This window comes from Aliivibrio fischeri (assembly GCF_009727955.1).
Classification (GTDB): Bacteria; Pseudomonadota; Gammaproteobacteria; order Enterobacterales; family Vibrionaceae; genus Aliivibrio; species Aliivibrio fischeri_A.
On record NZ_WOBR01000004.1, the window covers coordinates 932,302 to 946,058 of the forward strand.

At 38.3% G+C, this 13,757-nt stretch carries 11 protein-coding genes; 8 read left to right on the top strand and 3 right to left on the bottom strand.

All coding sequences use genetic code 11. The features are described from left to right. Positions 1 to 15 precede the first annotated feature (15 nt). Positions 16 to 1,080 carry a 23S rRNA pseudouridine(2605) synthase RluB gene (gene rluB / locus GNP81_RS07630; protein ID WP_011261671.1) on the bottom strand — a complete coding sequence of 355 codons (1,065 nt, stop codon included), beginning with the start codon at positions 1,078 to 1,080 and terminating at the stop codon, positions 16 to 18. A 356-nt stretch (positions 1,081 to 1,436) separates the two neighbouring features. On the opposite strand from rluB, the gene ainS reads away from it, so the two are divergent. Both ainS and ainR read left to right on the top strand, forming a co-directional pair. Next, on the top strand, positions 1,437 to 2,603 hold the full coding sequence (gene ainS, locus GNP81_RS07635) for an N-3-oxohexanoyl-L-homoserine lactone synthase AinS (RefSeq protein WP_063646610.1): 1,167 nt from the start codon (positions 1,437 to 1,439) through the stop codon (positions 2,601 to 2,603). Between the two features lie 11 nt (positions 2,604 to 2,614). Next, a complete protein-coding gene (gene ainR, locus GNP81_RS07640) occupies positions 2,615 to 5,077 on the top strand; it encodes an autoinducer hybrid sensor kinase/response regulator AinR (RefSeq protein WP_155673501.1) in 2,463 nt (820 codons plus the stop codon). Positions 5,078 to 5,135: 58 nt separating this feature from the next. Here ainR and GNP81_RS07645 read toward each other — a convergent pair whose 3' ends face one another. After that, positions 5,136 to 5,756: an L-threonylcarbamoyladenylate synthase gene (locus GNP81_RS07645; protein ID WP_011261668.1), complete on the bottom strand. Its 621-nt coding sequence runs from the start codon at positions 5,754 to 5,756 to the stop codon at positions 5,136 to 5,138. A 73-nt stretch (positions 5,757 to 5,829) separates the two neighbouring features. Beyond that, on the bottom strand, positions 5,830 to 6,669 hold the full coding sequence (rnm, locus tag GNP81_RS07650; protein ID WP_011261667.1) for an RNase RNM: 840 nt from the start codon (positions 6,667 to 6,669) through the stop codon (positions 5,830 to 5,832). A gap of 424 nt (positions 6,670 to 7,093) precedes the next feature. On the opposite strand from rnm, the gene GNP81_RS19315 reads away from it, so the two are divergent. From GNP81_RS19315 to trpA, 6 genes are read left to right on the top strand one after another with little or no spacing between them, the layout of a single operon-like run. Continuing rightward, positions 7,094 to 8,683: an anthranilate synthase component 1 gene (locus tag GNP81_RS19315; RefSeq protein WP_196587336.1), complete on the top strand. Its 1,590-nt coding sequence runs from the start codon at positions 7,094 to 7,096 to the stop codon at positions 8,681 to 8,683. Continuing rightward, the gene (locus GNP81_RS07670) at positions 8,683 to 9,279 is read left to right on the top strand and encodes an aminodeoxychorismate/anthranilate synthase component II (RefSeq protein ID WP_155673499.1); all 597 of its coding nucleotides are present in this window, start codon (positions 8,683 to 8,685) and stop codon (positions 9,277 to 9,279) included. Before GNP81_RS19315 ends, GNP81_RS07670 begins: the two co-directional genes overlap by 1 nt. A gap of 26 nt (positions 9,280 to 9,305) precedes the next feature. Next, on the top strand, positions 9,306 to 10,304 hold the full coding sequence (gene trpD / locus GNP81_RS07675; RefSeq protein ID WP_419465704.1) for an anthranilate phosphoribosyltransferase: 999 nt from the start codon (positions 9,306 to 9,308) through the stop codon (positions 10,302 to 10,304). A 4-nt stretch (positions 10,305 to 10,308) separates the two neighbouring features. Further along, positions 10,309 to 11,721: a bifunctional indole-3-glycerol-phosphate synthase TrpC/phosphoribosylanthranilate isomerase TrpF gene (gene trpCF / locus GNP81_RS07680; RefSeq protein WP_155673497.1), complete on the top strand. Its 1,413-nt coding sequence runs from the start codon at positions 10,309 to 10,311 to the stop codon at positions 11,719 to 11,721. A 10-nt stretch (positions 11,722 to 11,731) separates the two neighbouring features. Then, positions 11,732 to 12,922 carry a tryptophan synthase subunit beta gene (gene trpB / locus GNP81_RS07685; RefSeq protein WP_063646614.1) on the top strand — a complete coding sequence of 397 codons (1,191 nt, stop codon included), beginning with the start codon at positions 11,732 to 11,734 and terminating at the stop codon, positions 12,920 to 12,922. After that, positions 12,922 to 13,728 (top strand): tryptophan synthase subunit alpha, encoded by an 807-nt coding sequence (gene trpA / locus GNP81_RS07690; RefSeq protein ID WP_155673496.1) that lies wholly within the window; start codon positions 12,922 to 12,924, stop codon positions 13,726 to 13,728. Before trpB ends, trpA begins: the two co-directional genes overlap by 1 nt. Positions 13,729 to 13,757: the final 29 nt, after the last annotated feature.

Sequence of the window (13,757 nt, forward strand, 5' to 3'; positions counted from 1 at the left end):
TTTTTAACGATGCAATTAACGCTGTCTAGGTTTAGACTTTGGCGCTTTACCGTTTGGTGAAAACTTACTTCTTACTGGTTTTTGACCAGCCGCTGGTTTTTTACCTTTCGATTGTGGCTTACCTGAAGGTTGGCTATCCCCATTATTAGAGCCACGTTTTGCTGAAGGCAGTGAACTACCAACTGGTTTTTTATTGTTGCGGCCACGACGACCCGCTGGAGTATTACGCTCCTCTGTTGAACGCTCATCATAACGCTTAACAGCACGACGGATCTTTTGAGTTTTTGATTTAGCACGCTTACGAGACTCTTTATCTACATCAAGTAGACTTTCTTTCTCTGGCGGTAATTCAACCATCTCACGTAGGTAGTTAACTTCTTTAAGTTCAAGCTCCATCCAACCACCACGTGGTAAAGCTTTCTCAAGGAAGATATCACCGTAACGAACACGTTTTAGACGACTTACTGTTACACCTTGCGAATCCCATAAACGACGTACTTCACGGTTACGACCTTCATTAATAACAACGTAGAAAGTATGGTTCATACCTTCACCGCCGGCGTACATTACATCTTCAAAACGCGCTTCACCGTCTTCTAGTTTTACACCAGTAACTAGATTACGAATCATTTTCTCGTTAATTTCACCAAATACACGACACATGTATTCACGTTCAACTTTACGACTTGGGTGCATCAAACGGTTTGCTAATTCACCATCTGTAGTGAAAAGCAATAAACCAGCGGTATTAGCATCCAAACGACCAACTGATACCCAACGAGAATCACGAATTTTTGGTAAACGATCAAATACAGTACGACGACCTTCAGGGTCATGACGTGTACATAGCTCACCTTCAGGTTTATGATAGGCAAGTACTCGACAGATCACATCAGTTGACTCTTTAACCGATACGACATGGCCATCAATACGGATTTTAGCATCCACGTTTTCTAGGCGATCGCCTAATTTTGCTCTCTGACCATCAACACTAACACGACCAGCTTGAATCATGGTTTCTAGCTCACGACGAGAACCAAGACCAGCTCGTGCTAATACTTTCTGTAATTTTTCGCTCATTCTTTACCTTTTTATGTCGCCTTCACAGGCGTCAATTAACTTCTTATTAATCAAGAGGATGAATAGATAATCCTTCACTCTTAATCACTATCAAATTCTATGAAGCGTGATTATACAATATTGTTACTAATAAGCGGTAAGAATTTAATCAAAATTTAATTTTAATTTTTGTCGTAAGACACGCAAAGTGCTCATAACACCACTACCTATTTTTACTATACTGATTATGCTGAGAAAGTAATTTTCTCAGTAATTTTAATGACTTATCAATCAATAAGGTAGTATTATGAAAAACTTCACACTTCTTTTAAATACACTTCCATCTATCTCTCACGAAGAGATAGTCGAAAAAAAACCTGCAATATGAATTTATAAAAGAGTTGTACGATTATTGTTCTCAAACGCAGAATTTTAATTTACTTCAACAACTGATCAATGCAAGAGAACGAATCATTTTGAATAAATTTGAAGGCGGAACGATTGGAAATTTGGAATACTTATTTTCAACATCAGAAGCGGCAGAAATCTTAGGAAAACAACCTTGTAGTTCATTACCTAAGATCTATTTTCATATAGAACAAATGGCTATCAAAGTTTTTGGTTGTCTTTTGAAATGCAGTACTGAATTTGAAATGTTTAAACTTATTCATAAACCCATGTCTGTACTTCATCGTCATCTAGATATAACGAAAAAAAACAGCACCTCAGCCATTATTGATGAAAAATATCATTACGAACTGGTTCAAGATATCTCAACAGACGAACGTTATTTCCACACTGAATTTAGCGAACACCCCCTTCCTCTTTCAGATGCCATTGTACTCATTAATATCGCTACCTTCATTAAAGAACACAAGTGGTATGAAATGCTAAATCATCTAGAAATTTCGTCCAAAGGAGAGCATTTTATTCTCTATCAATATACTGACAACAATATCTATCCAACCATTATTTCATCTGCATTAATCCAAACCACATCGAATAAGCATGATTGGCTCTTTTTCGACAATTTCTTTCAAAATACCAAATGGAAACCAAACCTCAACGCTGATGGACTGTTATCTCTTTCTCATGCGACATCCATGAGTCCGTTAGCAAGGTCACAGTTTGTTGATAAAAGCAGTACCGAAATCGAAAATGACTTATTTTATTCTATCTTAGATAAAACAAAGGCATGTGAAGCGATTCGACTTACTATTAGTGGGGAGAAATCTAAAGCTAACTATCATCTGTATTTAGCACAAAAAGGATTGGCTATGGCTTTAAAGGAAAGTGGAAGAGATATTGTATTCACGATAATAGAAAAACCAGCAATGGTATTATTTTATCAATCGATGAATTTGCTGACACCAACTCAATCTCCTTATGTTTTCACAAGTGAGCAAGATGTAAATAAATCAGGAATAATCACTTATAAAGGGATCTGGCTTTTAAAAAATGCATCATCTGCTTTCAATCAATATAGTTTTAAGGCATACAATGCTAATATTATAAGCCTAAGAAAAAAACTTCGAAATCAGTGAGTTTTATATAAATGTTAACTACTTTACCTAAAGTTTATTTACTACTGACAACCTCAGCAATCATCTTGCTTTGGGTAGGGTATTTTGTCCGCTCTCTATATAGAGAGCGGACAAAGGTAAACCCTTACATTTATTCATCATACATTTTTTATGCGTTCTTTATTATTCTATGGATACTAAGTAACGCCTACTTTCAATCACCATTACTCACTTATTTCGATGAATCCGCGGCTATTTTCATGGCACTTTTTGCCAATATGACTTCGTATCTAGCATTTGCGTTTGCTTTTCTATTTTCATGTCGTTTAGCGTCAAAACACTCAGACAAAAGACTCTCTAAATGGCAATTTGGCTTAACGAGCATAACAACACTTGTCGCACTAATTGTGAATGTTATCCCTAACTTAACGGTTATAGGAGTGACCATTCAAGCTCCTAGCGTATTCACCATTGAGTTCGGGCCCTTTGCTCCTTTGTTTTTCCTAAACGCATTTTTGTTTGTAATTCTAACCAGTATTAATTTCTTTAAACTTAGAAAAAGTAATATAAAACTTAATAAAGAAAAATCTGTTTATCTAATGATTGGGATATTTATTTACATGATCTCAACCATTGCTTCTCAAATTATCATCCCTGTCATATGGGCAGATTTTTCATATACATGGCTGCCTCCAACCTTATCAGTCACAGAAGCTTTATTAATTGGTTACACTCTACTTTATCATCGACTATATAGTTTTAAATATCTATTATTCTGGTCACTCTCATATTCAATAAATTTAATATTGTATATAACCCCTATTGTAATTATTTATAGTTCATCAAGTAACCCTAACTTATTCTATGTTTATGCTTTATCAATTATAATAACCGGACTATTTTGGGATAAAACACTTAAAAAATCAAAAAAGATAGCATCTATTATTATATATAAAGATCAACAAACACCCGTTGAGAAAATATATAAGATAGCTGAGGAATTTAAATACTCAAGCAGTAATGCCATCATAAAATTAGCCTCAATACTAAATACTCCAAAAGAAGAATTATTATTAATTGGAAAAAACACGAATTACAATATTTTCATCCCACACTTAAATGAAAGCCATTCCGCTCTGGTTAAAGATGAGCTCGATTATCAAATCCATTACGCTCTTGAAACTGGTAATTCAGCACTTCATCAAGTGCAAGAAAAAATGGATCAAAGCAAAACCGCATTAATCTTACCTATTTTTGGTGAAAATAAGCTAATATCGCATTTCTTAATCTCAGCAAATAAACACGATAATGCAACCTTTTCAAATGAAGAGATCTCAGCAATTCAATGGGTGTTAACCAAGGTTCAAGGTTATATTGAAAGTGAGCAAAAAGTCCGTCAATCACAAGCTCTTGCTAACTCTATTGCTCATGAGATGCGAAATCCATTATCACAACTTCAATATCATTTTGAAAAAATCAAACATCACTATCAAAAAAATACTGAACATGAAAAGCAAGAAGATCTGATAAAAAATGAATTAAACCAAGGATGTTTAGCGATTCAAAAAGGAGCGCAATTAATTGATATCATTCTTAGTGAAGCAAAGAATACAACAATAAGTGATGCTCTATTCCAACACTATTCAATTTCACTGTTAACTCAACAAATTATTGATGAATATGTATTCGACTCTGAAGAAATGAAACAAAAAATAACCCTGAATCTTGAAGACGATTTCATCGTAAATATCAATGATACTCTATATGGATTCATACTGTTTAATTTATTAAGAAATGCAATACATTACTTTGATGAATATAAAAGTTCTATATCTATTCGATTAGTTCGAGGATTTGCGACCAATAAATTAATATTTAGAGACACCGGCCCAGGAATTGATTCTCACATTCTTCCTAATATCTTTGATGATTTCTTTACTCATAATAAGAAAGGCGGCAGTGGGTTAGGACTATCTTATTGCTTACGTGTTATGCATGCCTTTGAGGGAAACATAGTCTGTTATTCAACCAAAGGTGAATTCACCGAATTTGTACTTAGTTTCCCCCATATAGAAGGAGATATTAATACATTAAACTCCCACAAACCAAATACTCCATCGTTAATTAATAAGAAAGATAATTCGCTTAAAACAGTATTAATTGTTGATGATAAAAAAGTACAACGTATGTTAATACACACTTTCATAAAGCAGGATAATTTAACACTTTTACAAGCAGAAAATGGTGAAGAAGCAGTAGAAATAGCCACAAATAACAAACTTGATCTTATCTTTATGGATTCTCGTATGCCAGTAATGAACGGAATTGATGCTGCTAAAAAAATTAAAATAATCTATCCTAATTTACCGATTATCGCGTTAACGGGTGAATCCAGTCATGAAGAAATCAGCGCTATAACACAAGTTATGGATGGTTACCTAACAAAGCCAGTCTCTAAAGCACAATTGCAGCAAGTCGTAGATAAATGGCTATAGTTGAAATAAAAAAATAGCCAGAACGACTGTCTGACTATTTCAAACATTTATTATTCAGTTATTCAAATGGAGTTGGATCACCAGCACCTACTCGAGCAATCTTAATATCATCATCGCTAAAGTCGATAACGGTTGTTGGCTGTTCACCTAAATAACCACCATTCATAATTAAATCAACAGCATGTTCTAACTGATCACGAATCGCTTCAGGATCAGATTCTGCCATTTCATTTCCGGGCAAAATCAAGGTTGTTGACATCAATGGTTCGCCTAACGCTTCCAACAAATCCAAAGCGATCTTATTATCAGGCACACGCATACCAATGGTCTTACGTTTTGGGTTCATTAAACGACGAGGCACTTCCTTTGTTCCTTTAAAAATAAAAGTATATGCGCCTGGCGTGTTATTTTTAAGTAATCGGAAAATACTGTTATCAACACGAGCATAAATAGATAGCTCAGATAAATCACGACACAGTAACGTAAAATTATGTTTGTCATCTAAGCGACGGATCTGACAGATTCGCTCTAATGCTTGTTTATTCTCAAGTTGACAACCCAACGCATAACCTGAATCTGTTGGATAAATTACCACACCGCCATCACGAATAATCGCCACGGCTTGATTAATTAAACGTGCTTGTGGGTTTTCTGGATGTACGTAAAAAAATTGACTCATAATCCCTCCTGCTTAGCAGGTCATAGTGATATTTGGTTTTTATTTTAGTTTTATACTAAATCCATTTTCTGTTTCAGCTTGGTATATCCCATTTTTGCCAAACAGGAACGACTCCTTCTGGCAACCATAAATTTCGCCCTAACTCCGTCCAAGGCGATGAGTAATGAAAATCAGAGCCTTGGGAAGCTTCTAATTCAAATTGAATTGCATAATCAGCAAGAACTCGACGCTCTTGCACCCCTTGCTGCGGTAATGCAACTTCCATCGCATCACCTTTTGCCTCAACAAACGCAGCTAATAAACGTTTTATCCATTTTGCTGTTAACTTATAGCGACCAGGGTGAGCAAGTACTGCAACTCCTCCGGCCTTATGAATCACATTAACGGCTTCTTCAATCGTACACCAATCTGGCGGCACATAACCTATGTTATTGCGAGTTAAGAATTTTTTAAATACCGCCTGCATTGTTTTAGCGTGACCTTCATCAACTAACCACTTACCAAAATGAGCACGAGTTAATGTGCCATCTCCAGCTAATGCTTTTGCCCCTTCTAATGCCCCTTCGTAACCCGCTTTCTCTAAGCGTTCTGCCATTTTAATTGCACGAGCATCTCTTCGAGCTTCTTGATTTTTAATTAGCTCAATGAGATCAGGGTGGTGAATATCTAAGTTTAAGCCAACAACATGAATGTCTTTATTGCTCCATAACGTCGATATTTCAATTCCATTTATCAATTGCAAAGGTAAATTTTGATCTTTAATTGCCGCATGAGCTTCATCAAGACCCGCAACAGAGTCATGATCAGTAATAGCAAGCACCTTCACATCAAAACTAACCGCTCTTTCAACTAATTCTGTGGGTGATAAGCGTCCATCTGACGCAGTTGTGTGACTATGTAGGTCTATTTTCATAATTATTCTTGACTTTCTTCTTGCGCACTAGTTTACTAGTACACAGTTAAACACTTTCTCACCAAATTGAAATTGGTCAATAATAGGTACTTTATGTCACAGCTTAACAGACAACAAGCAATCTTAAAAACATCAGTGGTAAGCTCACGATGGTGGCACTGCTTTGGGTAGTGTTTTGTGCTAATTTATTTTTGACATAAATCCACTACCCGCAACTAAGCGGGTTTTTTTATGTCCGAAATACACATTGATGATGTGATAGATAGTACAAAAGCACAATTGAGAAATAACGATGAAATAATATACAAACCGCCTTTTAGCCCTCATAAGTTTTAACAAAAGAGTGGCAACAACTGTGAAATATGCGACTATGCCAATACAATATAATTTAACACAAGATCAACGAATTAGCAGGGAGGCTATAATGCGTTCATCACATTCACAAGATAGTAAACTTGAACTACTTTGCCTTGATGTCCCATACGTTTCAGATCCAACGGAGCTGTATTCCACATTGTGTGCTGACGGCGCAATGAGTTTATTACTTGAATCCGCAGAAGTAGATTCAAAAGAAGACCTAAAAAGTCTAATGCTAATTGACGCTGCTGTTAGAATTCATTGCTTTGGCAAAGACGTAACTTTAGAAGCAATGACAACAAATGGTGAACTATTATTAGCTCAACTTGCTCAATGCTTACCATCGACATTGATTCAATCAGTTTCAAATAATCTGTTAACACTTCATTTCCCTGATGCTAATCAAGATCTAGATGAAGACAGCCGTCTTCGAGAACTGTCATCGTTTGATGCGCTACGCTTTATTCAACATCAATTCGACTTATCAGGCTTACCTTCAAATGCATTATTCCTTGGCGGTTTATTTGCTTATGACTTAGTTGCCAATTTTGAAAATCTAGGTAATGCCGATTCAACAAATAAGTGCCCGGATTACCTTTTTTATATTGCAGAGACACTACTGGTTATTGACCATCAAACTCAAAAGTCCACGTTACAAGGTACGCTTTTTTCCCAAAATAAAGAAATAAAGCAACAAGTATCAAAACGTTTGTCTTCCATAAAAACATTCTGCTCTGAATCTCATGATGTCCCATTAGCGCCAGTCTTAACTGAATGTAATGCAGTTCCAAGTGTCTCTGATGATGATTTTTGCCAAACAGTTTTAAATTTAAAAGAATTTGTCATCAAAGGAGATGTGTTCCAAGTTGTTCCTTCTCGTCGTTTTACTCTGCCTTGCCCTGCTCCACTTTCCGCTTACCGCGAACTGAAGATCGGTAACCCAAGTCCTTATATGTTCTATCTGCAAGATCGTGATTTCACACTGTTTGGAGCCTCTCCTGAATCAGCTCTTAAATATTGCAAAGTCAGCAATCAAGTTGAAATTTATCCAATAGCAGGTACTCGTAAACGTGGTAAAAATGCAGATGGTTCCATCAACCACGATTTAGATAGTCGTATCGAATTGGAATTACGCTGTGACACAAAAGAAAATGCAGAACACATGATGCTAGTTGATTTAGCACGAAACGATGTGGCTCGAATTTCGCAAGCTGGCACTCGTCACGTTGCTGATTTGCTTAAAGTGGATCGCTATAGTCATGTTATGCATTTAGTGTCTCGAGTGGTTGGGCAACTCAGAACCGAACTCGATGCTCTTCACGCTTATCAAGCATGCATGAACATGGGAACCCTCACTGGAGCTCCTAAAATTCGAGCAATGCAACTTATCCGTGATGTAGAAAAAACTCACCGTGGTGCTTATGGTGGCGCTGTGGGTTATTTAACTGGCGATGGCAGCATGGATACCTGTATTGTGATCCGTTCAGCTTATGTCGAAGATGGTGTTGCTCAAGTTCAAGCTGGTGCCGGCGTAGTATATGACTCAGATCCTCAGGCAGAAGCTGATGAAACACGAGGCAAAGCGCAAGCGGTTATCTCAGCCATTCAAAAAGCACATTTATCGGCAACCGCGCAACAAGTTAAGGAGACAAAATAATGGCTCACATTGTATTACTCGATAACTTTGATTCCTTTACCTACAACTTAGTTGATCAATTTCGCTCTCTTGGTTACCCAGTGACGATTTACCGTAATAGCTTAAGCGCAGCCGCTTTTGAAGAAGCCGTAAATAAGCTAGACAATCCAGTTGTCGTTTTATCTCCTGGCCCTGGAGCACCATCAGAAGCAGGTTGTATGCCTGAAGTTATTCAGCGCCTAAAAGGCAAAATCCCAATGATAGGTATTTGTCTTGGGCACCAAGCGATTGTTGAGGCCTATAACGGTACGGTTGCCGGAGCAGGTGAAATTGTTCATGGTAAATCAGCAATGATGAACCATAACCAACACCCTATTTTTAATGACTTACCAAATCCACTCTCTATTGCTCGTTACCACTCATTAGTGGCAACAAAGGTAACGAATGAACTAACCATTACAGCCACAGTAGATGACCTTGTAATGGCCGTAATTCAAGAAGAAGACAAGGTGTGTGGCTTCCAATTTCACCCAGAATCCATTTTGACGACTCAAGGGGCACAACTGCTCATTAATACCTTGAATTGGGCATTAGATTCTAACAGCAAAAGACAATAAAGAATAAGGATATTCTCATGACTCAAATAGAAACCATTTTTAACAAGCTATACGATCAAGTTTCTCTTTCAGAATCAGAAAGCCAAGTTCTTTTTGATGCCATTATTAAAGGCGAATTAGATCCTATACTACTGACATCAGCACTCACCTGTTTAAAATTGAAAGGTGAAACACCGGATGAGATTGCAGGGGCTGCCAAAGCATTATTAGAGAACGCAAATCCATTCCCTCAACCTGACTATGATTTTGCGGACATTGTTGGCACCGGTGGTGACGGCTCAAATACCATCAATATTTCCACCACGGCCGCATTTGTTGCCGCAGCATGTGGATTAAAAATTACGAAACATGGTAACCGCGGCGTTTCAAGTAAATCAGGCTCTTCTGACCTGCTTGATTCCTTTGGCATTGATTTAGCCATGTCTGCAGAAGACACAAGAAAAGCGGTTGATGATTTAGGAGTCGCCTTTTTGTTTGCTCCGCAATACCACGGTGGTGTGCGCCATGCGATGCCAATTCGTCAAACCATGAAAACACGTACCATCTTTAATATCCTTGGGCCTCTAATTAACCCTGCACGTCCCAATATTGAGCTTATGGGCGTTTACGATGAATCACTGGTTCGTCCTATTGCGGAAACCATGGTAAACATGGGAATGAAACGAGCTGCGGTTGTTTTTGGATCTGGTTTAGATGAAGTTGCCATTCATGGCCCAACAACGGTGGCAGAAATTATTGATGGTGAAATTAAAGAATACACATTAACGCCAGAAGATTTTGGACTGAATACTCACCCACTTGATTCGATTAAAGGCGGAGAGCCAGAAGAGAATAAAGCCATTATTACGGATATTTTAACGGGTAAAGGGACAGACGCTCAATTAGGTGCTATCGCCGTTAACGTTGCCCTATTAATGCGCTTGTTTGGCCATGAAGATCTAAAAGCTAATGCACAAAAAGCCATCGATGCCATGAATTCAGGTAAAGCCTTCGAATTGGTACAACAACTGGCTGCAAGAGGATAAATGAATGACACAGCAATTGTCTGAACACATCTCAGTAGAAAATACAAAAATGGCTGAAGTGCTTGTAAAAATAGTAAAAGACAAAGCCATTTGGGTCGAAGAGCGTAAGAAACAACAACCTCTCAATGATTTTCAATCGTCATTAAGTCTATCTGACCGTAGCTTTTACGACGCATTAAAAACAGGCAAAACCGAATTTATCCTTGAATGTAAAAAAGCCTCACCATCAAAAGGATTAATTCGAGATGATTTCGATCTCGATTACATTGCTTCTGTCTACAATAATCACGCGAGTGCCATTTCTGTATTAACTGATGAAAAGTATTTCCAAGGTAACTTTGATTTCTTATCTATTATTCGAAATCAAGTGTCACAGCCTATTTTATGTAAAGATTTCATGATAGATGCTTATCAAGTGTATCTTGCTCGTCATTACTCTGCTGATGCCATTTTATTAATGCTTTCTGTTTTAGACGATGCGCAGTACAAAGAACTTGCAGACATAGCACATTCATTAAACATGGGTATTTTAACGGAAGTCAGCAATGAAGAAGAACTGCATCGTGCAGTGGCATTAAACGCAAAAGTCATTGGAATTAACAACCGTAACCTACGTGACTTATCAACGGATTTAAATAGAACAAAAGAACTAGCTCCTCTACTGCCTAAAGGTACAACCATTATTTCTGAGTCAGGTATTTATACTCATCAACAAGTAAAAGATCTGGCTCAGCACGCTTCAGGCTTTCTGATTGGTAGCTCACTAATGGCAGAAAAAAACCTAGAGATTGCAGCAAGAAAAGTTATTTTAGGTGAAAACAAAGTCTGTGGATTAACTTCAGAGCAAGATGCGAAAGCCGTTTACGACTCTGGAGCTGTCTACGGCGGACTTATTTTCGTAGAAAAATCACCACGTTTTGTTTCTCTTGAAACCGCAAAGAAAATAACCCAAGCAACTGCATTACATTATGTGGGCGTTTTCCAAAATGAGGATGCTCAGCGTGTTGCTCAGTACGCCACTGACCTTTCTCTATCAGTGATTCAACTGCATGGAAATGAAACCGAAGAGTATATTACTGAGTTAGCCTCTTTATTACCGACTCACACTCAAATTTGGAATGTCATTTCTGTGTCAGATGATGATCAAAGCATTTCACTTCCACAAACTCAAGCTGATAAGGTGTTAGTTGATTGTAAAGTAGGTTCGCAGGTAGGAGGCACTGGCGTTAGTTTTGATTGGAATAAACTGCCTCACCACAACATCATGCTTGCCGGTGGACTTGAATTAAATAATACCAAACAAGCAGCGCAACTCGGCTGCTACGGATTAGATTTCAACTCAGGAGTAGAAAGTACTCCGGGTAAAAAAGATCATAAAAAATTAAGCGCCGCATTTAGCGCATTACGAGACTATTAAGGAAAATATCATGGCAAAATTAGATGCCTACTTCGGCGAATACGGTGGTCAATACGTTCCACAGATTTTAGTTCCAGCTTTAGAGCAACTAGAACAAGCCTTTATTGATGCACAAGAAGACCCAGACTTTCGTTCTGAGTTCATGACGCTTTTACAAGAATATGCGGGTCGTCCAACCGCATTGACTTTATGCCGCAATTTAACCAAAGGCACAAAAACAAAGCTATACCTTAAACGTGAAGATCTTCTTCATGGTGGTGCACATAAAACTAACCAAGTACTTGGCCAAGCACTACTTGCAAAGCGTATGGGCAAAGATGAGATCATTGCTGAAACAGGTGCAGGCCAACACGGTGTTGCCACAGCGCTAGCTTGTGCACTACTTGGGTTAAAATGCCGAGTTTATATGGGAGCTAAAGACGTAGAACGTCAAAGCCCAAACGTATTCCGTATGAAACTAATGGGTGCAGAAGTCATTCCTGTTCATTCAGGCTCTGCGACGCTAAAAGATGCATGTAATGAAGCATTACGTGACTGGTCTGCAACCTATGAAACTGCACACTATTTATTAGGAACAGCGGCAGGCCCTCACCCATTCCCAACTATAGTTCGTGAGTTCCAACGTATGATTGGTGAAGAAACTAAAATGCAAATCTTAGCGCGTGAAGGTCGTTTACCTGATGCGGTTATTGCTTGCGTGGGTGGCGGTTCAAATGCTATCGGTATGTTTGCAGATTTCATTGAAGAAGAAAGCGTAAAACTAATTGGTGTTGAGCCTGCAGGTAAAGGTATTGATACCGACCAACACGGCGCACCACTTAAGCATGGTAAAACAGGCATTTTCTTTGGAATGAAAGCCCCATTAATGCAAGATGAACACGGACAGATTGAAGAATCATACTCAGTTTCTGCAGGTTTAGACTTCCCATCCGTTGGTCCACAACACGCCCACCTAAATGCTATTGGTCGTGCTGAATACGGTGCAGTAACAGATGATGAAGCATTAGAAGCATTCAAAATTCTTGCAAGAAATGAAGGTATTATTCCAGCATTAGAATCTTCCCATGCTTTGGCATATGCATTACAACTTGCACAATCAGAGCCGGAGAAAGAACAACTATTGGTAGTAAACTTATCTGGCCGAGGCGATAAAGACATCTTCACAGTACATGACATTTTAAAAGAAAAGGGAGAAATCTAATGGATCGTTATCAAGCCCTATTTGCTCAGCTAGAGAAAAAAAACCAAGGTGCCTTTGTTCCTTTTGTAACGATTGGCGATCCAAACCCTGAGCTATCTTATAACATCATGGAGACCCTGATTGAAGCTGGTGCCGATGCATTAGAATTAGGTATTCCGTTTTCGGATCCTCTTGCTGATGGCCCTACTATTCAAGGCGCAAACATTCGAGCATTGGATAGCAAAACAACACCAGCAATTTGTTTTGAGCTCATTACAAAAATTCGCTCTAAATATCCTGATGCGCCAATCGGTCTTTTAGTTTATGCTAACCTTGTTTTCGCAAATGGTATTGATAACTTCTACACAAAATGCCAACAAGCAGGTGTAGACTCTGTATTGATCGCCGATGTACCGACTAATGAATCTCAAGAATTCAGAGAAAGTGCAATAGAACATGGTATTCACCCTATTTTCATTGCACCCCCATCAGCATCGCCTGAAACACTAGAAACAGTTGCTAAATTAGGTGGCGGTTACACTTACCTTCTTTCTCGTGCAGGTGTTACTGGCGCCGAAACCAAAGCAGGAATGCCTGTTGCCCAATTACTAGAACGTCTTAATCAATACGATGCACCACCTGCTATTCTTGGTTTTGGTATCTCAGAGCCAGCTCAAGTAGAAGAAGCGGTAAAAGCTGGAGCTGCAGGTGCTATCTCAGGCTCTGCAACGGTTAAATTGATTGAACAACATCAAGCTAACCCAGAGGCATTATTAAAAGCACTTGCGGACTTCACATCGTCAATGAAAGCAGCAACACAAAAATAATACATCTAATTAATCATGATTAAAGAGGC